Genomic DNA, 23,720 nt, shown 5'->3' with positions numbered 1-23,720 from the left:
CTACACGACATAGGGAGCCGCATGAAAGTTCTGGTAGTGGACGATGATGTCGTCTCGCGAATGGTGTTGATGCACCTGATCGACAGCTGCGGCAGTTTTGATATTGTCGAAGCGGAGGACGGCGCCGATGCGTGGCAGCAGTTGGAAGACGGTTTGCGTCCTGCCATCTGCTTCTGCGACCTGCGCATGCCGCGCCTGTCGGGCATCGAGCTGTTGCAGCGGGTGAAAGCGCACGCGGAGCTGAACAGCATGCCGTTCGTACTGGTCACCTCGGCCAACGACAAGGACACCGTGCAGGAGGCCACCAAGGCCGGCGCCGCCGGCTATATCGTCAAGCCGTTCCAGGCGGAGCAGGTGCGCGTGCACCTGGTGGATTTCCTCGATCAGGCGGCCAGCGGCTACGAACATCTGGCCGAAGCGCCGGCCGACACCTTGCGCCGGCTGGGCATCAACGCCGAACGGCTGCTGGTCTACCTCAGCGGCTTCCAGAACCAGCTGACGGCTGCCGCCACCGATCTGGAAACGGCGCTGGCCAAGGGCGACCAGCAGGATGCGCGGACCCGCATCGAGCGCCTGCACGCCGGCTGCGTCACGCTGGGCCTGCACGGCGCGGCGGCGGAACTGAAGAGCTTCGCGCCGGACCGCTTGTCGAACGAGGAAGTGCAGGCGGTGCTGGCGGATGTGGTGCGCGCGGTGATCCACCAGGCGGGCCTGGTTCGCCAGGACGGCGTCTAATACTATTTATATCACTTGATGTCGGGATAGTTTAAGCTTAAAGTATCTGCGATGTAGTGGATACCTACGACTTCCGATTTCAGGGCGACCATGAACCAACCTCTCGCAGCCAGCGCCTACGCCGACCATTTCGCGCGCGACCATCTGCCGCCGGCGGAATGGTGGCCGGAATTGCGCTTCGACCTCCCCGAGCTTCAGTATCCGCCGCGCCTCAACTGCGCGGCGTTGCTGCTGGATGACGGCGCCCGCGTCCATCCCGAACGCATCGCGATTCGCGGCGCGCAGGAAGCGTGGACCTACGCGCAGTTGCAGCAGCAGGTCGACCGCATCGCCAACGTGCTGCGCGGTCCGATGCGGCTGGAGACCGGCAATCGCGTGCTGCTGCGCGGCGCCAACTGCCCCTTGATGGCGGCCTGTATCCTGGCGGTGTTCAAGGCCGGCCTGATCGCCGTGCCGACCATGCCGCTGCTGCGCGCGCGCGAACTGGGCGCCATTGCCAGCAAGGCGCAGGTCAATGCGGTGCTGTGCGCCGACAGCCTGCGCGCGGAACTGGATGCGGCCGAACTGCCTGCCGCCGCGCGCGCCAACACCCTGTGCTTCGATGCGCTGCAAGCGCAGATGGCAAACCAGTCGGCGCACTTCGACGCGGTCGATACGGCGGCCGACGACGTGTGCCTGATCAGTTTCACCTCCGGCACCACCGGCATCCCGAAAGGCACGATGCATTTCCATCGCGACGTGATGGCGATCTGCGACTGCTTCCCGCGCTCGGTGCTGCAATCGCAGCGCAGCGACATCTTCATCGGCACGCCGCCGCTGGCGTTCACCTTCGGCCTGGGCGGCCTGCTGCTGTTCCCGATGCGCGTGGGCGCCACGGCGGTGCTGCTGGAGAAGCTGACGCCCGAAACTCTGCTGAAAGCGATAGAGACGCACCACGCCACCGTGTGTTTTACTGCCCCCACGTTTTACCGCCAGATGGCGGCGCTGGCGGACAAGTTCGACCTCACCAGCCTGAAGAAAAGCGTGTCGGCCGGCGAAGCGCTGCCGCTGGCCACGCGCGAGAGCTGGCGCCAGGCGACCGGCCTGACCATGATCGACGGCATCGGCGCGACGGAGCTGCTGCACATCTTTATCTCCGCTGCCGGCGACAACGTGCGGCCCGGCGCGACCGGCAAGCCGGTGCCGGGCTACCAGGCCTGCATTCTCGACCACCAGGGTAATCCGGTCGGCGCGGGCGTGACCGGACGGCTGGCGGTGAAAGGCCCGACCGGCTGCCGCTACCTGGCCGATGAGCGTCAACGCGACTATGTGCTCAACGGCTGGAACCTGACCGGCGACGCCTACGAGATGGACGCGGACGGCTACTTCTATTATCGCTCGCGCACCGACGACATGATTATCTCGGCCGGCTACAACATCGCCGGGCCGGAAGTGGAGGACGTGCTGTTGCGCCATCCCGCCGTGGCCGAATGCGGCGTGATCGGCAGGGCGGACGAGGAGCGCGGGCAGATCGTCGAAGCGCACGTGGTGCTGCGCGCCGGCCATGCCGAGTCGCCGGCGCTGACCGCGCAGTTGCAGGAGTTTGTGAAGGAGCAGATCGCGCCGTACAAATATCCGCGTGCGATCAAATTCCTCAAGGCCTTGCCGCGCACCGAAACCGGCAAGCTGCAACGCTTCAAACTGCGCGATGAATGACATGAAGATTGTATGCATAGGCGGCGGTCCCGCAGGCTTGTACTTCGCACTGCTGATGAAGAAGCAGAATCCCGCGCACCAGATCACGGTGGTGGAGCGCAACCGTCCCTACGATACCTTCGGCTGGGGCGTGGTATTTTCCGACCAGACGCTGGGCAACCTGGCCGAAGCCGACCCGCAGACCGCGCAGGCCATCGAAGCCTCGTTCAACCACTGGGACGATATCGATGTCTTCTTCAAGGGCGAGAAGGTGACGTCGGGCGGCCATGGCTTCTGCGGCATCGGCCGCAAGCATCTGCTCAACATCCTGCAGCATCGTTGCGAGGAGCTGGGCGTGTCGCTGGTGTTCGAGACCGATGTGGCGGACGAACGGCAGTACGACGCCGACCTGGTCATCGCCGCCGACGGCTTGAACAGCCGCATTCGCACGCGTCATGCGGACAGCTACCAGCCGCAGATCGAACAGCGCCATTGCCGCTTTGTATGGCTGGGCACGCGCAAGAAGTTCGATGCCTTCACTTTCGCGTTCAAGCAGACGGAATTCGGCTGGTTCCAGGCGCATATCTACCAGTACGACGCCGATACCTCCACCTTCATTGTCGAAACGCCGGAGGCGGTATGGCGCGCGGCTGGGCTGGAGGACATGAGCCAGGAAGAATCCATCGCTTTCTGCGAGCGCCTGTTTGCCGACCAGCTGGAAGGCCACAAGCTGATGTCGAACGCCTCGCACCTGCGTGGCTCGGCCATGTGGATCAAGTTTCCGCGCATCGTCTGCGGGCGCTGGGTGCACTGGAACGGCGCGGTGCCGGTGGTGCTGATGGGCGACGCCGCCCACACCGCGCATTACTCGATCGGCTCCGGCACCAAGCTGGCGCTGGAAGACGCCATCGAACTGGCGCGCTGTTTCGCCGCGCAGCCTGACATGGCCGCCGCGCTGGAAGCCTACGAGGCGGTGCGCGCGGTGGAGGTGCTCAAGCTGCAAAACGCCGCACGCAATTCGATGGAGTGGTTTGAAAACGTAGAACGCTACACGGCGATGGAAGCGCCGCAGTTTGCCTATTCGATGCTGACACGCAGCCAGCGCCTGTCGCACGAAAACCTGCGCCTGCGCGACCCGGCCTATGTGGCGGACTACGAGCGCTGGTTTGCGCAGCGCGCCGCCGCTCAGGCCGGGCAGCCGTCGCCTGCTGCGGGCGCTTGGCCGTCGGCCGTGCCGCCCATGTTCACGCCGTACCAGGTACGTAGCCTGACGCTGAAAAACCGCATCCTGGTCTCGCCGATGGCGCAATACAGCGCGGTGGGCGGCGTGGTCGGCGACTACCACCTGGCGCACCTCGGCGCACGCGCGCTGGGCGGCGCCGCGCTGGTGTTCGCCGAAATGACCTGCGTTTCCGCCGATGCGCGCATCACGCCATTCTGCCCCGGCATGTATGCACCGGAACACACGCAAGCCTGGAAGCGCATCGTCGACTTCGTCCACCAGAACACGGATGCGGCGATTGCGCTGCAACTGGGCCACGCCGGCGCCAAAGGCTCCACGCGCGCCATGTGGGACGGCATCGACCAGCCGCTGGACAAGGACAACTGGCCGCTGGTCTCCGCATCGCCGCAGCAGTACCTGCAAGGCGTTTCGCAAACCGCGCGCGAAATGACGGTGCAAGACATGGACCGCATCCTGGCCGACTTCGTGCTCGCCACGCTGGCCGCCGACGAAGCAGGCTTCGACTGGCTGGAACTGCACTGCGCACACGGCTACCTGCTGTCATCCTTCATCTCGCCGCTGACCAACCAGCGCAACGACGAATACGGCGGCAGTCTTGAAAACCGCTGCCGCTATCCGCTGCGCGTGTTTGCGGCGATGCGCGACGCGTGGCCGGCGCACAAGCCGATGAGCGTGCGCATCTCCGCGCACGACTGGGTCGAAGGCGGCATCACGCCGGACGACGCGGTGCGCATCGCCAGCCTGTTCAAGGCCGCCGGCGCGGACATGATCGACTGCTCGTCGGGGCAGGTCAGCAAAAAGGAAAAGCCGGTGTATGGCCGCATGTTCCAGACACCGTTTGCGGACCGCATCCGCAACGAAGCCGGCATCGGCGCCATCGCCGTGGGATCGATCTATGAAGCGGACCACGCCAACAGCATCATCGCCGCCGGCCGCGCCGACCTGTGCGCGGTGGGCCGTCCGCACCTGGCCAATGCCGCATGGACGCTGACGGAAGCGGCACGCATCGGCTACAAGGCAATCGCATGGCCAAGGCAGTACCTGGCGGGCAAACAACAAATGGAAAAAAACTATGGAAGATGAAGAACAACTGGACCTCGCCAGCCGGCTGACGAACGACCATCACCAGTCGCTCAAGCTGTGGCTGCGGATGCTGTCGTGCACCGTCAAGATCGAGAACGAAATCCGCAGCCGCCTGCGCGCCACCTTCGGCATCACGCTGCCGCGCTTCGACCTGATGGCGCAGCTGGAGCGCTATCCGCAAGGCTTGCGCATGGGCGAGTTGTCCAAGCGCATGATGGTCACGGGCGGTAACGTCACCGGCATCACCGACCAGCTGGAGCAGGAGAAGCTGGTGGTGCGCGTGCCCGATCCCAAGGACGGCCGCGCCTACAGCGTCAAGCTCACGTCGGCGGGCCGCAAGGCCTTCGCCACCATGGCGGCGGTGCACGAAGGCTGGCTGACCGAAATGCTGCAGGATATTCCCGGCGCCGACAAGGCGCAGCTGCTGGAACTGCTGTCCGACATGAAGCAGAAACTGAGGACCGCGCCATGAGATACCTTCCCGGCGCGCCGCAACAGCTGCCCGGCAACCGCACGTCGCTGGCGGGTTACCAGGCCAGCCACTTCCTGTTTGAAGTGAGCGATGGCGTGGCGACGCTGACGCTGGACCGTCCCGAGCGCAAAAATCCGCTGACGTTCGAATCCTACGCCGAGCTGCGCGACCTGTTCCGCGCCCTGGCATATGCGGACGATATAAAAGCCGTGGTGCTCACCGGCGCGGGCGAAAACTTCTGCTCCGGCGGCGACGTGCACGACATCATCGGCCCGCTGACCAAGCTCGATATGCCCGGCATGCTGGCCTTCACGCGCATGACGGGCGACCTGGTGAAAGCCATGCGCCACTGCCCGCAACCGATCATCGCGGCGGTGGACGGCGTGTGCGCCGGCGCCGGCGCCATTCTCGCGCTGGCGTCCGACATCCGCCTCGGCACGGCACGCAGCAAGACCGCGTTCCTGTTCACGCGTGTGGGCCTGGCCGGCGCCGACATGGGCGCCTGCTCGCTGCTGCCGCGCGTGATCGGACAGGGGCGCGCTGCGGAGCTGTTGTACACCGGGCGCTCGATGTCCGGTGTGGAGGCCGAGCGCTGGGGTTTCTTCAACAGCGTGCACGAACCGGAGGCCTTGCTGGCCGCCGCACGCGGCTTTGCGCAAGGACTGGCCGACGGCCCGACCTTCGCGCACGGCATGACCAAGAAAATGCTGCAACAGGAATGGAATATGGGTGTGGACGAAGCCATCGAAGCGGAAGCGCAGGCGCAGGCCATCTGCATGGCCACCAACGATTTCCACCGCGCGTATCACGCCTTCGTGGCCAGGCAAAAACCGCAATTCGAGGGCGACTGATGAGCGACAAGAATTACCTGGCGTGGCCGTTCTTTGAACCGCGACACGCCGCGCTGGAACAGGCGCTGGATGCATGGGCCGGGCAGCACGTCGCGCATGATCATGCGGAGGATGTGGACGCGGCCTGCCGCCAGCTGGTGCGCCAGCTGGGTGAGGGCGGCTGGCTGCGCCACGCCATCGGCGGCACGACATATGGCGGCGCCGGCGACAGCATCGACACGCGCGCCATCTGCCTGATCCGCGAAACGCTGGCACGCCACAACGGCCTGGCCGATTTTGCGTTCGCCATGCAGGGACTGGGCTCCGGCGCCATCAGCCTGTTCGGCAGCGACGACAACCGCGCCGAGTACCTGCCGCGCGTGGCGCGCGGCGAGGCGATTGCGGCGTTCGCGCTGTCCGAACCGCAGGCCGGTTCCGACGTCGCCGCCATGCAGTGCGCGGCTGTGCGCGACGGCGACCACTACGTGCTGAATGGCGAGAAGACCTGGATCTCCAACGGCGGCATCGCCGATTTCTACGTCGTGTTTGCGCGCACCGGCGAACAGCCTGGCGCGCGCGGCATCAGCGCCTTCATCGTCGATGCCAATGCGCCTGGCCTGACGATCGCGGAGCGCATCAACGTCATCGCGCCGCATCCGCTGGCGCGCCTGCAGTTCACCGACTGCCGCGTCCCCGCTGGCAAGCGCCTGGGCGAAGCAGGGCAGGGCTTCAAGGTGGCGATGGCGACGCTGGACGTATTCCGTACTTCGGTGGCGGCGGCCGCGCTGGGCTTCGCGCGTCGGGCGCTGGACGAGGCGCTGCAGCGCGCCACGCAGCGGCAGATGTTCGGCCAGGTGCTGGCCGATTTCCAGCTGACGCAGGCCAGGCTGGCCGACATGGCGACCGGCATCGACACCTCGGCGCTGCTGACCTACCGCGCCGCCTGGCAGCGAGACCAGGGCCGCAATGTGACGAAAGAAGCGGCGATGGCCAAGCTGCACGCCACCGAAACGGCGCAGCAGGTCATCGACGCGGCGCTGCAAATGTTCGGCGGCCTGGGTGTCGTCAGCGGGCAGGTGGTGGAAACGCTGTACCGCGAAATCCGCGCGCTGCGCATTTACGAAGGCGCGACCGAAGTCCAGCAACTGATCATCGCGCGCGAACTGCTGAAGGAGACATGATGGAGATCTTGCAACCACCAGGCTGGGCGCGACCGCGCGGCTATTCGAACGGTGTGGCCGCCAGCGGCCGCCTGGTGTGCGTCAGCGGCATGATCGGCTGGGATGGTGACGGCGTGTTCCACACCGACGACTTTGCCGGTCAGGTGCGGCAGGCGCTGCTCAACGTCGTCGCCGTGCTGGCCGAGGCCAAGGCCGGGCCGCAGCACATCGTGCGCATGACCTGGTACGTGGTGGACAAGAACGAATACCAGGCCGCCTACAAGGACATCGGCGTGGCCTACCGCGAGATCGTCGGCGCGCACTATCCGGCCATGACGGCGGTACAGGTGGCCGCGCTGGTCGAAGACCGCGCGCGGGTGGAGATTGAGGTGACAGCGGTGGTGCCGTAAAGCAATGAACTCGGGACTTTGTTGCACGTGGGAATTGCTGCGCTGTGTCATTTTCCAAACGGGCACTTTTTTCGGCTGGAATTGGTCGGGTTCAATTGAATTCGCTACCCATTCGCCTGCGTGGCGGTTATCATTCAGTTATCAATGACAACTTCTAGATTGAAGTTGTTGTGCTGCAGCATCCCAGCACCTGGCCTCCTACTTTCCGACTTGTAGACATGCAAATGCAAAACTCGTTTTCTAATCTGATACTGGGTGGCGGCGACGTACCTAAACGCCGCCGTCTGTTGTACCGTCTGGCGAAATCCGCGCCGCAAGTGTTGGTCGAGTACGTCAAGGACTTTTCCCGCTACCTGAAGTTTTCAGGCACGCTGGACGGCACGCCGGCGGAAAACCTGCTGGCCCGTATTACCGCGACCTATCACAATATCGAGAAGGGCTTGTCGCTGCCGCAGCCGCGTCTTGGGTTTGGCAAGGAAAACCTGACCAACCTGATTCTGGCCATGCAAAAGTACCAGCGCCTGTATGGCCCTACACATCCGATCCTGAGCTCGGCGCACGAAGTGCTGGCCACCTACGCACGCTATCACGAGAGCCGCAACTATCCGGATTATCCGTGCAAGCAGGAAATCCAGAAGATGCTGGCGGCAGCGCCGCAGGCGGATGTGCAAATGGGCGGCACCCGCCTGGTCCAGCGCGAGACGATCATGAATGCGGTGGCGCCAGTGTCGGAAGAGTTCTTTATGCAGCGCCACAGCGTGCGCGCCTTCAGCGACCGCGAAGTCGATATCGCCGATATCGAGGCCGCCGTGCGCGTGGCGCAGAAATCGCCGGTGGTCTGCAATCGCCAGTCGGGTGCGGTGCATATCATCGCCGATCCGGAATTGATCAAGGCTGCGCTGGATTTGCAGATGGGCGCGCGCGGTTTCTCGCAAGCTGTCAACAAGCTGCTGGTGGTTACGGTGGACCTGCGCAATTTCTGGCAGGCCGGCGAACGCAACCAGGGCTGGATGGACGGCGGCATGTTTGCCATGTCGCTGATCTACGGCCTGCACCTGCGCGGCCTGGGTTCGTGCTGCCTGAACTGGAGCAAAACCAACAGCCAGACGCAGGCGATGCGCGAGCTGGTGGGCCTGCAACCGTGGGACTCCATCATCATGCTGATCGCGGTGGGCCACATTCCGGAAGAGGTGGTGGTGCCGTTCTCCAGCCGCAAAGACCCGCTGCTGGTTACGCGCGTCATCAAGAACTGGAAGAAGTAACGGCGTCGTTCTGATGAAGACCATATTTGCAACCTCCTCAATGCTCGCAAGAATATTGAGTCAGACCCTGGTGTTTCTGCTGATCGGTAAAGTGCTGGGGCCGGTTGAGTTGGGACAATTCTCGCTGTTCATGGTGTACGCCAGCCTGATCGGGCTGGTGGCCGATTACGGCTGCTCGAATCCGGCGCTGCGCGAGATGTCGGTGAATGTCCCCGGCGCCGCCGGCATCATGAACGATTATCTGGTGTTCCGCGTGGCGATGGGAGTGGTCTGCTACACCATCGGCGGAGTTGGCTTGTATCTGTCGGGGCTGGTCTCACTGGCCGACGTGCAGCTATTCCTGTGGCTTAGCCTTGCCTCGTTTGTCGCGCTGCAATCCGACTTTATCCTGCTTATCTTTCGCGCCACCACACGTTACAACGAAGAAACGGTGACCTCTATCGTCACTGCGCTGGTCCATCTGCTGCTAGTAGGGACGGTCTGCTTTGTGGCGCCGCACATCGTACCGGTGACCATGGCCTTCCTGGCGTCGCGCCTGTTTGCCTTGGCCTTCACGGTCTTTATGGTGCGGCGTAAAGCGGCCATCTTGAGTTTTGCATCTGGTCACATTGTCGCTGCGCTGAGGGCGGCTCCCGGCATGCTGCGCAAACGTACCCTGTATGCCGCCGACAGTTTTATTACGGCGGCCTTTGGTCAGATCGACACGCTGCTGGTAGGGCATCTGTTGGGCTTGCATGCGCTGGGTAACTACCAGTTGGGCGCCAAGGTGCTGCAGATGAGTCTGTCCATCGTTCAGGTCGCATCCAGTGTCTGCATTCCGGTGTTGTCGCGGGCGGTGCATCAAGCTCACCCTGCACGCACGGTCATGCAGATGATTCTGGCGCTGGCCGGCGTCGGCGCGGCCGCCGCAGGATGCATTTACTGGATCATGCCTTATCTGGTTGATCGCTTCATGGGGGCGCAGTTTGCCGACGCTAATGTATTGTGGGGCGGCATTGGTCTGGCGGTGTTTATTCGCTGTCTGGCGGCCAGCTTCGGTATTCTGCTGGTGGCGCTGGATAAACCCGGCGTGCGTACTTTTGTGCAGATCGGCATTATCAGCGGCCTTGTGGCGCTGTCTTGGGTGTTGGTGCCGGCGTACGGTCTGTGGGGGATGGGCTATGCGGTCGCAGGTGCGCTCGGTATCGGGCTGGTGATCTATTTTGTCGCAGTGCTGCGACTGGCTCCAGAACTGTTTATGTTGCGCAAGGCTGAAGCGGCGCACTAGCCATGCCTGGCTGGTGCGCCGCTTTCGGCATTACCCCATGAAGCCCAAGTTCTTGGTGGTGAAATTGCCGATGTTCGGGAAGATAGTGGCCAGCTGATTCGCTGGAACGCCGAACCAGGTGGCCAGTGTCGCGCCGTACTGGTCCACCGAAGTAGTCGGCAGCAGCGAACCGGAACCGACGTCAAGGTCGTGATTGATACCGGTTATCGGGAAGCTGCCGTAAATATCCTTGCCTTTTACGGCGCCACCGACGATGAAGTGGTGCGAGCCCCAGCCATGGTCTGTGCCATTGCCGTTGGTGGTAAAGGTGCGGCCGAAATCCGATGCGGTGAACAGCGTCACTTGCTGGCGCATATCCGTACCTTGCAGCGAAGCCATCACCGAGTTGAAGTAGGCGATCGCGTGATCGACGCGGGCCATCATGTCGCCGTGTGCGGTCAGTTGCTGGCCATGGGTGTCAAAGCCGTTCATGCTGACATAGAACACTTGACGCTTGACGCCCAGGGTGTTGCGGCCGGCGATGACGCGGGCGACCGCTTGCAGCTGCACGGCCAGCGGGTTGGTCGAAGCTATGCCCGTGTTCGGGTTGGTGTAAGGCGTCGGGTCGGGAATGCCGCCGGCGCCGGCTGGCGCCATGGCTGATGCCAACGTCTGCTGAGCATTGATGGCGCGATTCACTACCGCTGCGTGGTCATTCTGGAATTTATTACCGCCTTGACCAGTGATGATAGCGCGCAGCGGATTCGCGCCCGGCATTGCGCCGAACAGTGACGTGTTCAGATTGGTGATGCCGGGCAGGCCCGAAGTTGTGATCTGCAGCTGTCGGGTTTGTTTGCCTGTCAGGAACACCGCATTGCCGGAGATTGAAATGCAGCTGAACATATTGTTGCTATTCGAACTGGCAATGATGTCGCCCATGCGTCCACCCCAACCGGAGCTGGAGCCCTCAGGCGCATCCGACTGCCACATCGATTGCTGGTCATTGTGCGAGAACAACTTCGGCGGCAGTTTTACCGAGGCGGCCTTGTATTGTGCCAGCGTGGTCGGTTGCACCAATGTGCCTACGTTGGCGATGATTGCGGCGTTGCCACTGTCAAACAGGGCTTTCAGGTTGCCAAGGCGGGGGTGCAGGGCAAACGCGCGACCCTGATTGTTGGTCGGCGCAATCGGCAGTACACCGCCGCTGGCACCGACGCCCGGCAGGGCGATCGAGGCGGAATCGCCGGTGGAGCGCAGGCGCTGATATTCATTCCAGGAGGTGCTGTCGGTCGCCAGCACCGTATTGAAGGCATCGTTACCGCCCATCATAAACAGGCAGACCAGGGCTTTATAGTCACCGGCGGTTTGTGCTGCGGCGTTACTCATGGCGGCCAGATTGACGGTGAACGGCGTGGCGGCAGTACCGGCCGCAGCCATCATCGAACCCAGGAAGCTACGGCGGGAAAAGTTGTGCTTGCTCATAATAACTGTCCTTATTTCTGTACGATGTAGTCAGGCGATGCCATGGCGAGGAAGATTGCCATTTGTACTCGGTAGCCGGCTAGGCGGGCCACCAGCGCAGCGTTGCTGCTGGTTGGGACTGGTCGTTCGATCGAGTTTACCGCGTTAATGATCTGCGAGCGCAGCGTGGACGACATATTGCCGTTCAGGAGCAACAGATTGATACGGTCCACCAGTTTGCCAGGGTTGTCGACCAATACCAGTTCATTCTGATAGTTTGGTTTGACATCCAGGTTGGTACCCACACCTACGGACACGGCGTTCTGCATGTAGTTCAGGTAGCCAATTACGCTAGGTTCGGCAGTGATTTGCATTTCCGGTGCCACCATGTTGGCGGCGCCCACTTCCGACTCAGGAGGTACATAGCCAGGGCGGAAGAAGTTGAACACACTCGGTGCGCGCAGCGGTGATTGGCCGAGGCCGTAGATCGGGTCGTACAGCGACGGAATCAGGTAGCGGGTCGAGGTGGAGGTGGCATTAAATGCACGCATCCAGTTGGCCAGGCGCAGCACTGGTTCACGTACTTTGCCCGAGTCCGCACCGATATTGCGTGCCTCAGTGTCCATCAGCACTGCGCGGATCACCGCTTTCATGTCGCCACGGACGCCGGCGCCATTGTTGGCAAATGCGGCGGCTACACGGCTGACGTAAGCTGGGCTTGGATTGCTGGTTACCAGGTGCTGGATCAGTTGGCGGCCGATGAACGGACCGACGTTCGGGTGGTTGAACAGGGTGTCCAGCGCTACTTTCAGATCGGCCTCGCCGGTGGTGGTGCCGCGGATCGTGGTGCCCAGGAAGGTTTTGTCTGACGTGGAGTGGAATGCCGAATACATCGTCATCGGCTTGATTGCCCAGTCAGGATCTTTGACGGTGCCGATAAAACGGCTGGCCAGCTTATCGCTGTTGGAAAAGCTCCAACCGGTCATGACCTTGGCCATGCCCATGATGTCGTCGTGGGTGTAGGTTTCGACCGGTGCGCCATTGACCAGGATCGGAGTGCCGTCCTGATTCAGCTTTTGCAGGCCGATAGTCATCAGCTGCATGACTTCGCGGGCAAAGTTTTCGTCTGGCAAGCGGTTGCCCGATTCTTTCTGGTTGTGAATGCTGGATAAGTAAATACCCATCATCGGGTGCAGCGTGACCGATTCCAGCAGCTGACGGAAGTTGCCCAGCGAGTTTTTGCCCAGCATGTCGTAGTAGTCGGCCATGCCGCGGGTTTGTTCGGCCAGGGTGGCATCTTCGAACGACACGACGAAGATCTGCGACAAGGCAAAGGTGACCCGCTGACGCAGTTGGTCATTGCCTTCCATTACGCGCTTCCAGAAGAACTCGTTGAATTGGCCTTGGCCGGCTGGCTGGCCAGCTGCCTGCAGCGATTCAATATAAGAGCGGTAGGTTGGCGCTGCACCGAAATTCAGTTGAGCCTCCAACCAGGCCGACGGGCCACTAGACACAACGCTGTTAATCAGACCGTTGGTTGGGCCGAAGGATGCCTGGGCCAGGAAGCGCGAAGCTTGTTCCGGGGTGGTGACGGCGGCGACGTCAGTAGTGCCGCCCATGCGCACCTTGCTTGCCGTTGCGTTGACAGTGGCGCTGGGATCTGCGGACTCGGACGAGAACAATGCACCGAGGGTTTGATCCGAATTTGCGCCAGCACCATTATCGGTGCTCCCGCCGCCGCATGCGGTAAGGACTGCGAACGAGGTTGCGGCAAGCATCGTTCGGATAGTAGCGGAATTCATTTCAAATTTCCTTGTTGGGTGAGTCGATGGTTGAATTGTATCCGCGTGGAAATTAATTGCCCCATGGAATTCAAATTTATTTTCTCATCATTTGATTAATGTTTACCCCAGGCTATTTTTTTCGGCGAAATTGACCTCATTTCGCTGCATTTTGCGCGAAGTTTCACAAGTGAAAACTTAGATGTTTTATGGTAAATGTCAGATTCCGACAACGGAAAGTTTTCTTAAAGACATACTTTCGTTACTTGGGAAAGTTTTTTTGACGTTGGGAATTGCGCGAAGATGTACAGAAAATGACGGATGTTGCGGTTCTTATACGGGAGTTGTCAAAACCTTTCGAGCTCTGCAGGAGTGAATGATTTTAACCCAGGATTTAACAATCTTGCTTTGAGGGAGGGCGAAAAAGATGTAACAAGCTTGAGAAAGCTTTGCTGGCGGAGGTAGGGCGGGGAGGGATGGTGTCACCAACAGGAATCGAACCTGTATCTAGGTCTTAGGAGGACCCTATTCTATCCGTTGAACTATGGTGACACACCGGTGCAGAAGGCAGGGCAGGCGCCCTGATGCAGCGAGCGGCCATGATATAGGCTTTTAAGCGCGAAAGGAAGGCTGCCAGCTTGCCGATTCCTTAATAAGACCTGCGGTGACGTGCGCGCTGCCGGTACAATACGCGCTTCTTTCCGCTTTCCTCTCTCTATATATCATGGCTGTCATCTCTCTCTCCTCCGCGCAACTGGCCTTCGGCCACGTCGCCCTGCTTGATCATGCGGAATTCTCCCTGGAAACAGGCGAACGTGTCGGCTTGATCGGCCGCAACGGTACCGGTAAATCATCGCTGCTGAAGATTATTTCCGGCAGCGTCAAGCTGGATGACGGTTTGCTGGTCATGCAGCAGAACCTGAAAATCGTCTACGTCGAGCAGGAACCGGTGTTCGAGCCGCAGATGACGGTGCACGATGCGGTGGCATCGGGCCTGGGCGAGCTGCCGGCCTTGCTGAAGGAATATGAGGAGCTGACCGGCCAGTTTGGCCAGGGCAACGACGACGCCGTGATGGCGCGCATGCATGATATCCAGGTGCTGCTGGACGCGGCCGACGCCTGGAATCTGTCGAACAAGGTGGAGACCGTACTGGGCAAGCTGAACCTGCCCGGCGATCTGCTGATGCAGCAGCTGTCAGGCGGTATGCAGAAACGCGTGGCGCTGGCGCGCGCGCTGGTGGCGGCGCCGGATGTGCTGCTGCTGGACGAGCCGACCAATCACCTGGACTTCACCTCCATTATGTGGCTCGAAGGCCTGCTGCGCGACTTCAAGGGCAGCGTGCTGTTTATTACCCACGACCGCTCCTTCCTCGATAACGTCGCCACCCGCATTATTGAACTGGACCGCGGCCGCCTGCTGTCCTTCCCCGGCAACTTCACCACGTACCAGGCACGCAAGGCTGAGCTGCTGGAAAACGAAGAGGTGGAAAACGCCAAGTTCGACAAGGTGCTGGCGCAGGAGGAGATCTGGATTCGCAAGGGCGTGAAAGCGCGCCGGGTGCGTGACGAAGGCCGCGTGCGCCGCCTGGAAGCCTTGCGCCTGCAGCGCGCCGCCCGCCGCGACCAGCAGGGGCAGGTCACGCTGCAGGTGTCGGCCGGCGAGCGTTCGGGCAAGATCGTCGCCGAACTGGAAAACGTCAGCAAGGTATTTGGCGAGCGCACCATCGTCAACAACTTCACCGGCACCATCCTGCGCGGCGACAAGGTCGGCCTGATCGGCCCCAACGGCGCCGGCAAGACCACGCTGCTGAAAATGATCCTGGGCGAACTGGCGCCGGACAGTGGCGTCGCCAAGCTGGGCACCAAGCTGCAGGTGGCGTACTTCGACCAGATGCGTACGCAACTGAATGAAGACGCCAGCCTGCTCGATACCATCGCGCCGGGCAGCGACTGGGTCGAGATCAACGGCCAGCGCAAGCACGCGATGAGCTACCTGAGTGATTTCCTGTTTGCGCCGGAGCGCGCGCGCTCGCCGGTCAAGACCTTATCCGGTGGCGAACGCAACCGCCTGTTGCTGGCGCGCCTGTTCGCCAAGCCGGCCAACTGCCTGGTGCTGGACGAGCCGACCAACGATCTGGACATCGACACGCTGGAACTGCTGGAGGAGCTGCTGGAGGATTACGAGGGCACCGTGTTCCTGGTCAGCCACGACCGCACCTTCCTGGATAACGTCGTCACCCAGGTCATAGTGGCTGAAGGCGAGGGGCACTGGCGCGAATATGTCGGCGGCTACAGCGACTGGGAGCGGGTACGCGCGACGGCTGCCGCCACGGCGGCCAAAGCGCCGACGAAGGCGGCACCTGTAGTGGCTGCTGCGCCGCAGCAAAATACTGTTGCAAAGGCAAAGAAGCTCAGTTATAAAGAGCAACGTGAACTTGATGAATTGCCAAAATTAATCGCCTTGCTAGAGGATGAGCAGGGTGTGCTGGCAGCGCAACTGGCCGATCCGGATTTCTACAAAAAAACACCGGCCGAAGCCAAGCGCCTGAACGCCCGCGTTGCCGAGATTGAAGAAGAACTGCTGGCTGCGCTGGAAAAATGGGAAGCGATCGAGGCGCGTAGTAAAAACTGACCGGTCATAAGGATAAGCGGATGGAGAAAGCTGATGTTTGAACGGGCAGTATTACCCCGGGTGTTGCCTTTTGGCTGCTACATGTTGTTTATCGTCATAGCCGATCTGCTGCAGCGCCTTGGACTGGGGGCTGCCGAACTGCGCTGGTTGTACGGCGTCAAGGTGGGCTGCGTGGTGCTGCTGCTGTGGGTGTTTCGGCGGGAGTATGTTGAGCTAATGCAGCCCCGGTTGCACCTGCGCACGATTGCGGGTGCAGTGTTTGCCGGTATTGTGGTATTTTTGTTATGGATAAACCTGGATTGGCCGTGGATGCTGCTGGGGGAGTCCACCGGTTTCGATCCGACGGTTGATGGTCGGATCGACGTGCCGCTGGCGCTGGTACGCATCAGTGGCGCGGCGCTGGTGGTGCCGCTGATGGAAGAGTTGTTCTGGCGCTCGTTTTTAACCCGCTGGCTGACGCGACCGGACTTTCTGGCTGTGGATCCTGCGCATATAAAAGTCGCTACGACTGTTGTCGCGGTGATATTATTTGGGGTGGAGCATAACTTGTGGTTCGCCGGCGTGGTCGCTGGCGGTGTTTACAGTTACTTGTATTGGCGTGATCGTAATCTGTGGTCGCCGATTCTGGCGCATGCGGTCACCAACGGACTACTGGGCATTTGGGTATTGGCAACCGCCAACTGGCGTTTCTGGTAGCAGCTTTCGGCTTACAGCTTCGGCTTACAGTTATTTAAGATAAAAATATAATGTCCAATCATTTGCGATTTTTTTCCGGCAAGTTCCGCCGTGTCCCGCAGCCATCCGGACTGGTGGCCTGGGTGCTGGTGAGCGGTGCAATGCTGGCGCCGCCGGCGCAGGCCGACATCAGCGATACGATCAAGCCGTTTGTGTTGCTGGGGTATACCCATGACGACAACCTGCTGCGGCTGGAGGATGGTCAGCAGCTGGAAGGCAGCCGCGCCGATAATATTCGCCAGGCGCAGGCTGGTTTTTCCTTCGAGCGCCCGGTCGGACGCCAGGTGTTTACCGGCTCGGCCAAGGTCAGCAAGGTCAGTTTTGACCATTTCAGCCAGCTCGACTACACCGGCCTGGACTACGAAGGCACATGGCAATGGGCGTTGGGCAATCATCTGAACGGCCATCTGGGCGCCACCTATTCGCAAACCATTGCGCCGTTTGCCGACTTCCACACCAACGAACGCAACCTGAAGAAGCAGAAACATAACTTCGGCGATATTTTTTGGCGCTTCCATCCGAGCTGGCAGGCGCACGCCGGCTACGTCAGCGACGAATTCGATTACGATCTGGCGTCACAGCGTTTCAATAACCGTACGGAAAAGGCAACCGACGCCGGTATCGATTTTCTGGCAGGAACCGGCAGCCGTATCGGTGTGGTGGCGCGCCGCCTGAAAGGGCACTACCCGTATGGGCTGCAGCAGGGAGCGGTGTTACAGGAATCCGACTACACGCAGGATGAGTTGAAGCTGAGCGTGCTGTGGCGCGTCAGCGATGTGACGCAGCTGCAGTTTCTCGGCGGCCGCGTCGAGCGCAAGCACGATCTCGTAGCCCAGCGGGACGCCAGCGGCACCAATGCGCGGCTGACCGCGCAATGGAGTCCGCGTGCGCGCCTGCGCTTCTCGGCTGCCGCGTGGCGTGAATTTACCGCGGTCGAATCCAGTGTGCTCAACTATGCGTTGGGCAAGGGGGGGAGTGTGACTGCCGACTGGGACCTGACCTCCAAGATCACGCTGAACGCGCGTGCACGGCGTGAAAAGCGCGACTTCAATGGTGTGCTGGCGTCGGTATTGCCGATCAGTTACAACGACGATACGCGCGGCTTGGGCGCCGGCGTGACCTACGCGCCGACTCGCAATTCCCAGTTGAATGCGCAATATAACCGTGACACGCGCGACCCAAGCAACCGTCTCTTCAGCAGCGGTTATCACGCCAATAGCGTGTCATTCAATGCCAGCATCCAGTTCTAAGCCGCACCTATGAATATTAGCGATCTTCCAGTCATATCTTTCTTCCAGCGCGTGCTGGATCCCCTGATCATCATGGTCAGCCTGTACGTGTGTTCGGTCATTGTCGGCACCCCGTTCAATGGCGCCATGCTGATTCTGATGGTGCTGGCATTTTACGTGTCCGGCTCGGTTTATTCGCATGTCGACCCGTACCGCAACTGGCGGCGCGGCCGCCTGCTGGCGTATGTGCGCGATGTGCTGGGCGGCTGGCTGGTAGTGGTCGGCGTGCTGTGGTTGCTGGTGGTGTCTTGCGGCCTGAAGCAGATGTATGACAAGGACGCAGTACTGCTGTGGGTGCTGTTGACACCGCTGCTGCTGCTGCTGAACTATGCTGCCACCTGGGGGCGCGGCAAGACCGGCGTCGCTGCGGAGCGCAGTTCGGTGGTCATCATCGGCGCCAATGACCTGAGCCTGAAGTTTGTCGACCGCATCGAAAGCGGCGCCGACCACCTGTTGCAGGTCGAAGGCTTTTTCGACGACCGCACCGAGGACCGCCGCCCGCCAGGCATGCGTCATCCGATGCTGGGCAGTATGGCCGATGTCGCGCAATACGTGCGCACTCACAACGTCAAGATGATTTACATTAGCCAGCCGATTTCGGCGCAGCCGCGCATCCGCAAGCTGATCGACGAGCTGCAGGACACCACCGCTTCGGTGTACTTCCTGCCGGACATCTATGTCTTCGACCTGATGCAGGCACGCTTTGGCACGGTGGCCGGCATGCCGGTGATCGCCATCTGCGAAACGCCATTCACCGGCGTCAACAGCATGGTTAAGCGCATCAGCGACATCGTGCTGGCGACGGTGATCCAGCTCATGCTGTTGCCGATCATGCTGGTGATCGCGGCCATGGTAAAGCTCAGTTCGAAGGGGCCGGTGATTTTCCGCCAGCGCCGCTACGGCCTGAATGGCGAGGAAATCATCGTCTACAAGTTCCGTTCGATGACGGTCACCGAGGACGGCGACAAGGTGGTGCAGGCGCGCAAGGGCGATCAGCGCGTGACGCCGATCGGCGCCTTCCTGCGCAAGTCCTCGCTGGATGAGCTGCCGCAGTTCTTTAATGTGCTGCAGGGGCGCATGAGCATCGTCGGTCCGCGCCCGCATGCGGTGGCGCACAACGAGCAATACCGCAAGCTGATCAAGGGTTATATGCTGCGTCACAAGGTCAAGCCCGGCATTACCGGCTGGGCCCAGGTCAACGGCCTGCGCGGCGAGACCGAAACGCTGGACAAGATGGAAGCGCGGATCCAGTACGATCTGGATTATCTGCGCAGCTGGTCGTTGTGGCTGGATATCTGGATCATTTTGCGTACCGTGAAGGTGGTGTTGAAGCGCGATAACGCGTTCTAAAAAAAGTGACGCACTGCAGCAAAAACAGTGTAAATAATGTCAAGGGTGTTTATAATATTGACAGTGTTAATTGTGCCGTGCATACTTTTCGGGTTCGGGTCGCGTAGTGCTGGCGAGGCCTGATTTATAGAGTGAAGGCAGGTACTGCCTGAGCCTGTGCAACTGCAACAAGTTTGCGACTACATTAAGTTGAAGGAATGACCTTGAATCACTTAAACAGCATGTCTCGTACCAAATCCACCGTCGTTTGCGCCGCCTGGCTGCTGCTGGCAGCGGCAGGCCTGAGCGCTTGCGGCGACAAGGCTGCCAAGAAGCCGGGCCAGTCGCTGGCCAGCGTGAATGGCAATGAAATCACTGTGCTGCAGCTGAACGAAGAGCTGCAGCGTTCCGGCGTTGCGCCGGCCCAGCAGGAGGTTGCCAGCAAGCAGTTGCTGGAAGCGCTGATCGACCGCCAATTGCTGCTGGAGCAGGCTGAAAAAGACAAACTCGACCGCGATCCGAAAGTCGTGCAAGCGGTGGAGCGCGCCAAGGCGCTGATCCTGGCGCAGGCGTATGTGCAGAAAAAAGTGGGCACGATCGCCAAGCCGACCCTGGCGGAAGTGGAAGATTATTATCAAAAGAACCCGAGCTTCTTCACCGGCCGCAAGCAGCTGGATATGCGCCAGCTGGTGCTGGCCAGCCGTGACGTCGATGCACCGCTGAAAACGGTGATGGACGGCGCCAAGTCGCTGGAAGAAGTGGCCACCTGGCTGGACGCGCACAAAGTGCGCTACGCCCGCGCCCAGCTGTCGCGTGCCACCACCGACCTGCCGCAGGAACTGGCAGGCAAGCTGCTGGCGATGCCGAAAGGCCAGCTGTTCATCATCAAGGAAGGCGAGCGCAGCCTGCTGATCTCGATCGCCGACATCCGCGACACGCCGGTCTCGATGGAAGCCGCCACGCCGCAGATCGAACAGTTCCTGGTGAACAAGCGCACCAAGGAAGCCACCGATGCCGAGTTGGCGCGTCTGCGCGCGGCCGCCAAGATCGAATATCTGAACAAGCCGGCCGCGCCTGCGGCTGCTCCGGCCGCTTCGGCGCCGGCGGCTGCCCCGGTGGCGCCGGCCCCCGCGCCGGCCGCTTCGGCGCCGGCCGAGGCCATGGATCGCGGTGTCGCCGGTTTGAAGTGAGCGTGATAATTTAATTCCTCAGGAATAGGGCATATGATGAAACGATGGATGGGATGGGTGTGGGCGGCGTTGTGCGTCGCGATGATGGGCAGCGCCAGTGCGGCGGATGTGAAACTTGGTTCCAGCGATGTGGTCAAGATCACCGTCTACGGCAGCCCGGATCTGACGACCGAAACCCGGGTCAACGAAGCCGGCAAGATTACCTTCCCGCTCATCGGTGAAGTGGAAGTCGGCGGCCTGCCTACCGCCGAGGCGGAGAAGAAAATCGCCGGCCTGCTGGAAAGCGGCGGTTTCGTCCGCAAGCCACAGGTCAATCTGCTGGTCACCGTGCTGCAAAGCCAGCAGGTGTCGGTACTGGGCCAGGTCAATCGTCCCGGCCGTTATCCTGTGGACGGCAAGCGCAGCGTGCTGGATCTGCTGGCGCTGGCTGGCGGCGTCAGCGCCGACGGCGGCGACACCATCAACCTGATCCGCAAAACCACGGACGGCAAGGTCGTGCGCGAAGTGGTGGACGTGGTGCAGATGGCCCGCACCGGCGACCTCAATCGCGATCTGGAACTGAGCAGCAACGACGTCATCTACGTGGATCGCGCACCGCGCTTCTATATCTACGGCGAAGTCCAGCGTCCTGGCGTATTCCGCCTCGAACACAATATGACCGTGGTGCAGGCGCTGTCGGTTGGGGGCGGCCTGACCCAGCGCGGTACCGAGCGCGGCGTGCGCATCAAGCGCCGCGGCGCCGACGGCACGCTGCAGACGCTGGACGCCAAGCATGACGATCTGTTGCAGGCCGACGACGTGGTGTATATCAAGGAAAGCCTGTTCTAAGCTTGACCCGGCACGTATTTTAATCAGTCCAAAATGAAGGCCACGCCATGAATTTTTCCCAGATCCTGTTGGTTTTGCGGGCGCGCAAAAAGATCATCCTGTTGACGCTGCTGTTCACCGTGGCGGTGACCATCATCGTCAGCCTGGTGCTGCCCAAGACCTATAAAGCGACCTCGTCGGTCATCCTGAACTACAAGGGGGTAGACCCGCTGACCGGCATCTCGATGCCGGGCCAGTTGTTGCCGGGCTATGTAGCGACCCAGATCGACATCATCAGCAGCAAGAACGTGGCGTTGCGCGTGGTCGATGCGCTCAAGCTGGCGCAGAGCCCGGCCATTATCGAACAGTTCAACGATGCCCAGGACGGCCAGGGCTCGCTGCGCGACTGGCTGGCCGACCTGCTGCTGAAAAAACTGGAGATCGTCCCGGCGCGTGAAAGCAGCGTGGTGGAAATTAGCTTCCAGGGCGCCGACCCGCAGTTCGTTGCCGCAGTCGCCAATGCGTTTGCCGACGAATATCAGCGCGCCAGCATCCAGCTGAAAGTCGATCCGATGAAAAAAGCCACCAGCTACTTCGACTCCCAGTCGAAAGTGCTGCGTGACACGGTCGAGGCGGCGCAGAGCCGGCTGTCGAAATACCAGCAGGAGCATGGCATTGTCAGCGTCGACAACCGCCTGGACGTGGAATCGAACCGTCTGAACGACCTGTCGGCGCAACTGGTTGCGGCCCAGGGCCAGTTGATGGAAGCGAACTCGCGCCAGCGTATGGCGGCGGGCGAATCGGGCGAGTCGCCTGACGTCGCCGGCAATCCGCTGATCCAGAACATGAAGGTTGCGCTGAGCGCGGCCGAATCGAAGTTCGCCGACATTGCCCAGCGCCTGGACAAGAACCACCCGCAATACCAGAGCGCCAAGGCGGAAGTCGACCAACTGCGTGCCGATCTGAAGGCGCAGACTCGGGTCACATCCAACACCGTGGGCAACAACGCGCAAATCCTGATGCAGCGCGAGGCGGCCATCCGCACGGCGTTGCAGGAGCAAAAGAACAAGGTGCTGGAACTGAATCGCACCCGCGATGAGCTGAATGTGCTGCAGAAGGACGTCGAAAACGCCCAGCGCGCCTTTGACGCCACCTCGATGCGCCTGTCGCAGACCCGTATCGAAGGCCAGTCCGAACAGTCGGACGTGGCCATGCTGAATCCGGCCGTGGCGCCGATCAAGCCGTATGGTCCTAAGATCCTGCTCAATACGGCGCTGGCCATCGTGCTGGGCACGATGCTGGGCCTGGGCCTGGGCTTCCTGCTGGAATTCTTCGACCGCCGCGTCCGTTCGCAGGCGGACCTCAGCGACCTGCTGGATATCCCGGTGCTGGGCACGATCGACTGGCATCAGTCCCAGCGTCGTCCGTCGCGTTTCAACGGCATGTTCCTGCGTCGCAGCAACCTGAGCGTCAACTCCTGAGAATCTGGATCCATCCATGACCACCACTCCAAACATCATCTCGCCCGTTCCTCCCGTGCAGCGCAAGGCTGACTCCAGCATTGGCGGCCTGCTGCTGGCCGCCGGCAAAATTACGCCGGAGAACGCCGAACGCGTGCTGCGCATGCAAAAAGAACTGGGGATCCGCTTCGGCGAAGCGGCGCACCGCCTGGGCCTGATCACCGAACAGGACATCCAGCAAGTGCTGGCGCGCCAGTTCGACTATCCCTACCTGCAGGAAGGCGAGACCAAATTCTCCAGTCTGCTGGCAGCGGCGTTCCGTCCGTTCAGTCCGCAAGTGGAAACATTGCGCGCCGTGCGCAGCCAGCTGATGCTGCGCTGGTTCACCGGCGGTCAGAAGTCGCTGGCCATCGTGGGCGTGAATTCGGGCGACGGCGTCAGCATGCTGGCTGCCAATCTGGCGGTGGTGTTCTCCCAGTTGGGCGAAAACACGCTGCTGGTTGACGCCAATATGCGCCGTCCACGCCAGAATGAAATCTTCGACCTGCAGACGCGCGCTGGCCTGTCCGACATTTTGGCCGGCCGTGCCGGCGTCGAGGCAGTTACCAAGATCGACTCCTTTGTCTCGCTGTCGGTGCTGGCTGCCGGCACCTTGCCGCCAAATCCGCAGGAGCTGCTGAGCCGCTCCGGCTTCACCGCGCTCAACGCCACGCTGGCGCACAGCTACGACGTGGTGCTGTACGATGTGCCTGCCTACGCGACCGGCGTCGACCTGCTGTCGATCGCCGCGCGCGCCGGCGGCGTGCTGGTGGTGGCGCGCAAGAACGAAACCCTGCTGGCCGATATCAACACGATGACTGAACAGCTGGCGCAAAGCGGCGCCAAGGTGGTCGGCTCGGTACTGGTTGACTTCTGATGGGA

Annotated in this window: 19 protein-coding genes and 1 tRNA gene; 17 read left to right on the top strand and 3 right to left on the bottom strand. The window is 61.4% G+C overall.

Annotation, left to right across the window (positions count from 1 at the left end; all coding sequences use genetic code 11):
* Positions 1–21 precede the first annotated feature (21 nt).
* The 9 genes from GJ698_RS19595 (at position 22) to GJ698_RS19555 (ending at position 10,136) form a co-directional block, all read left to right on the top strand.
* On the top strand, positions 22–735 hold the full coding sequence (locus GJ698_RS19595; RefSeq protein ID WP_154359543.1) for a response regulator: 714 nt from the start codon (positions 22–24) through the stop codon (positions 733–735).
* 90 nt (positions 736–825) lie between these two features.
* Entirely contained in the window at positions 826–2,430 is a 1,605-nt protein-coding gene (locus GJ698_RS19590; protein ID WP_154359542.1) for an AMP-binding protein, read from the top strand.
* A 1-nt stretch (position 2,431) separates the two neighbouring features.
* A complete protein-coding gene (locus tag GJ698_RS19585; RefSeq protein ID WP_154359541.1) occupies positions 2,432–4,735 on the top strand; it encodes a bifunctional salicylyl-CoA 5-hydroxylase/oxidoreductase in 2,304 nt (767 codons plus the stop codon).
* The gene (locus tag GJ698_RS19580) at positions 4,725–5,207 is read left to right on the top strand and encodes a MarR family winged helix-turn-helix transcriptional regulator (RefSeq protein ID WP_154359540.1); all 483 of its coding nucleotides are present in this window, start codon (positions 4,725–4,727) and stop codon (positions 5,205–5,207) included. The genes GJ698_RS19585 and GJ698_RS19580 overlap by 11 nt, the downstream gene beginning before the upstream one ends.
* Positions 5,204–6,058, top strand: a complete 855-nt coding sequence (locus tag GJ698_RS19575; RefSeq protein ID WP_154359539.1) for an enoyl-CoA hydratase family protein — start codon at positions 5,204–5,206, stop codon at positions 6,056–6,058. The genes GJ698_RS19580 and GJ698_RS19575 overlap by 4 nt, the downstream gene beginning before the upstream one ends.
* Positions 6,058–7,218: an acyl-CoA dehydrogenase family protein gene (locus tag GJ698_RS19570; protein WP_154359538.1), complete on the top strand. Its 1,161-nt coding sequence runs from the start codon at positions 6,058–6,060 to the stop codon at positions 7,216–7,218. Before GJ698_RS19575 ends, GJ698_RS19570 begins: the two co-directional genes overlap by 1 nt.
* The gene (locus tag GJ698_RS19565; RefSeq protein WP_154359589.1) at positions 7,218–7,607 is read left to right on the top strand and encodes a RidA family protein; all 390 of its coding nucleotides are present in this window, start codon (positions 7,218–7,220) and stop codon (positions 7,605–7,607) included. The genes GJ698_RS19570 and GJ698_RS19565 overlap by 1 nt, the downstream gene beginning before the upstream one ends.
* A 224-nt stretch (positions 7,608–7,831) precedes the next feature.
* Positions 7,832–8,869 (top strand): nitroreductase family protein, encoded by a 1,038-nt coding sequence (locus tag GJ698_RS19560; RefSeq protein ID WP_166454910.1) that lies wholly within the window; start codon positions 7,832–7,834, stop codon positions 8,867–8,869.
* Positions 8,870–8,882: 13 nt separating this feature from the next.
* The gene (locus GJ698_RS19555; protein WP_154359536.1) at positions 8,883–10,136 is read left to right on the top strand and encodes an oligosaccharide flippase family protein; all 1,254 of its coding nucleotides are present in this window, start codon (positions 8,883–8,885) and stop codon (positions 10,134–10,136) included.
* Positions 10,137–10,166: 30 nt separating this feature from the next.
* Here the strand turns inward: GJ698_RS19555 and GJ698_RS19550 are convergent, their stop codons facing one another.
* The 3 genes from GJ698_RS19550 to GJ698_RS19540 form a co-directional block, all read right to left on the bottom strand.
* Complete coding sequence (locus GJ698_RS19550) at positions 10,167–11,597, bottom strand: DUF1501 domain-containing protein (protein ID WP_154359535.1); 1,431 nt, start codon at positions 11,595–11,597, stop codon at positions 10,167–10,169.
* A gap of 11 nt (positions 11,598–11,608) precedes the next feature.
* Positions 11,609–13,378 (bottom strand): DUF1800 domain-containing protein, encoded by a 1,770-nt coding sequence (locus GJ698_RS19545; protein WP_154359534.1) that lies wholly within the window; start codon positions 13,376–13,378, stop codon positions 11,609–11,611.
* A gap of 456 nt (positions 13,379–13,834) precedes the next feature.
* Positions 13,835–13,909, bottom strand: a tRNA-Arg gene (locus tag GJ698_RS19540).
* Positions 13,910–14,081: 172 nt separating this feature from the next.
* Between GJ698_RS19540 and GJ698_RS19535 the strand changes: the two genes are divergently transcribed.
* The 8 genes from GJ698_RS19535 to epsG all read left to right on the top strand — a co-directional run bounded on the left by GJ698_RS19535 (position 14,082) and on the right by epsG (position 23,715).
* On the top strand, positions 14,082–15,989 hold the full coding sequence (locus GJ698_RS19535; RefSeq protein WP_154359533.1) for an ATP-binding cassette domain-containing protein: 1,908 nt from the start codon (positions 14,082–14,084) through the stop codon (positions 15,987–15,989).
* Positions 15,990–16,022: 33 nt separating this feature from the next.
* The gene (locus GJ698_RS19530) at positions 16,023–16,685 is read left to right on the top strand and encodes a CAAX prenyl protease-related protein (RefSeq protein WP_154359532.1); all 663 of its coding nucleotides are present in this window, start codon (positions 16,023–16,025) and stop codon (positions 16,683–16,685) included.
* Positions 16,686–16,825: 140 nt separating this feature from the next.
* Positions 16,826–17,974 (top strand): XrtB/PEP-CTERM-associated polysaccharide biosynthesis outer membrane protein EpsL, encoded by a 1,149-nt coding sequence (epsL, locus tag GJ698_RS19525; protein ID WP_166454909.1) that lies wholly within the window; start codon positions 16,826–16,828, stop codon positions 17,972–17,974.
* Positions 17,975–17,983: 9 nt separating this feature from the next.
* The gene (locus tag GJ698_RS19520; RefSeq protein WP_154359530.1) at positions 17,984–19,363 is read left to right on the top strand and encodes an undecaprenyl-phosphate glucose phosphotransferase; all 1,380 of its coding nucleotides are present in this window, start codon (positions 17,984–17,986) and stop codon (positions 19,361–19,363) included.
* 221 nt (positions 19,364–19,584) lie between these two features.
* Positions 19,585–20,532 carry an EpsD family peptidyl-prolyl cis-trans isomerase gene (locus GJ698_RS19515; RefSeq protein WP_154359529.1) on the top strand — a complete coding sequence of 316 codons (948 nt, stop codon included), beginning with the start codon at positions 19,585–19,587 and terminating at the stop codon, positions 20,530–20,532.
* A gap of 36 nt (positions 20,533–20,568) precedes the next feature.
* Positions 20,569–21,360 (top strand): polysaccharide export protein EpsE, encoded by a 792-nt coding sequence (gene epsE / locus GJ698_RS19510; RefSeq protein WP_154359588.1) that lies wholly within the window; start codon positions 20,569–20,571, stop codon positions 21,358–21,360.
* 47 nt (positions 21,361–21,407) lie between these two features.
* Positions 21,408–22,820, top strand: coding sequence for a chain length determinant protein EpsF (gene epsF / locus GJ698_RS19505; RefSeq protein ID WP_154359528.1), 1,413 nt, complete (start codon positions 21,408–21,410; stop codon positions 22,818–22,820).
* Positions 22,821–22,836: 16 nt separating this feature from the next.
* Complete coding sequence (epsG, locus tag GJ698_RS19500; RefSeq protein ID WP_154359527.1) at positions 22,837–23,715, top strand: chain length determinant protein tyrosine kinase EpsG; 879 nt, start codon at positions 22,837–22,839, stop codon at positions 23,713–23,715.
* Positions 23,716–23,720 lie beyond the last annotated feature (5 nt).

It is taken from the genome of Duganella aquatilis, from assembly GCF_009674565.1.
GTDB lineage: Bacteria > Pseudomonadota > Gammaproteobacteria > Burkholderiales > Burkholderiaceae_D > Rugamonas > Rugamonas aquatilis.
Note: the sequence above shows the minus strand (reverse complement) of the source record. Positions and strands in the feature narration are given on the sequence as shown.

Excerpts from the sequence above, each read along its gene's own strand:
- GJ698_RS19595 (WP_154359543.1), top strand. The coding sequence starts at position 22 with ATGAAAGTTCTGGTAGTGGACGATGATGTCGTCTCGCGAATGGTGTTG.
- GJ698_RS19590 (WP_154359542.1), top strand. The coding sequence starts at position 826 with ATGAACCAACCTCTCGCAGCCAGCGCCTACGCCGACCATTTCGCGCGC.
- GJ698_RS19585 (WP_154359541.1), top strand. The coding sequence starts at position 2,432 with ATGAAGATTGTATGCATAGGCGGCGGTCCCGCAGGCTTGTACTTCGCA.
- GJ698_RS19580 (WP_154359540.1), top strand. The coding sequence starts at position 4,725 with ATGGAAGATGAAGAACAACTGGACCTCGCCAGCCGGCTGACGAACGAC.
- GJ698_RS19575 (WP_154359539.1), top strand. The coding sequence starts at position 5,204 with ATGAGATACCTTCCCGGCGCGCCGCAACAGCTGCCCGGCAACCGCACG.
- GJ698_RS19570 (WP_154359538.1), top strand. The coding sequence starts at position 6,058 with ATGAGCGACAAGAATTACCTGGCGTGGCCGTTCTTTGAACCGCGACAC.
- GJ698_RS19565 (WP_154359589.1), top strand. The coding sequence starts at position 7,218 with ATGGAGATCTTGCAACCACCAGGCTGGGCGCGACCGCGCGGCTATTCG.
- GJ698_RS19560 (WP_166454910.1), top strand. The coding sequence starts at position 7,832 with ATGCAAAACTCGTTTTCTAATCTGATACTGGGTGGCGGCGACGTACCT.
- GJ698_RS19555 (WP_154359536.1), top strand. The coding sequence starts at position 8,883 with ATGAAGACCATATTTGCAACCTCCTCAATGCTCGCAAGAATATTGAGT.
- GJ698_RS19550 (WP_154359535.1), bottom strand. The coding sequence starts at position 11,597 with ATGAGCAAGCACAACTTTTCCCGCCGTAGCTTCCTGGGTTCGATGATG.
- GJ698_RS19545 (WP_154359534.1), bottom strand. The coding sequence starts at position 13,378 with ATGAATTCCGCTACTATCCGAACGATGCTTGCCGCAACCTCGTTCGCA.
- GJ698_RS19535 (WP_154359533.1), top strand. The coding sequence starts at position 14,082 with ATGGCTGTCATCTCTCTCTCCTCCGCGCAACTGGCCTTCGGCCACGTC.
- GJ698_RS19530 (WP_154359532.1), top strand. The coding sequence starts at position 16,023 with ATGTTTGAACGGGCAGTATTACCCCGGGTGTTGCCTTTTGGCTGCTAC.
- epsL (WP_166454909.1), top strand. The coding sequence starts at position 16,826 with ATGCTGGCGCCGCCGGCGCAGGCCGACATCAGCGATACGATCAAGCCG.
- GJ698_RS19520 (WP_154359530.1), top strand. The coding sequence starts at position 17,984 with ATGAATATTAGCGATCTTCCAGTCATATCTTTCTTCCAGCGCGTGCTG.
- GJ698_RS19515 (WP_154359529.1), top strand. The coding sequence starts at position 19,585 with ATGTCTCGTACCAAATCCACCGTCGTTTGCGCCGCCTGGCTGCTGCTG.
- epsE (WP_154359588.1), top strand. The coding sequence starts at position 20,569 with ATGAAACGATGGATGGGATGGGTGTGGGCGGCGTTGTGCGTCGCGATG.
- epsF (WP_154359528.1), top strand. The coding sequence starts at position 21,408 with ATGAATTTTTCCCAGATCCTGTTGGTTTTGCGGGCGCGCAAAAAGATC.
- epsG (WP_154359527.1), top strand. The coding sequence starts at position 22,837 with ATGACCACCACTCCAAACATCATCTCGCCCGTTCCTCCCGTGCAGCGC.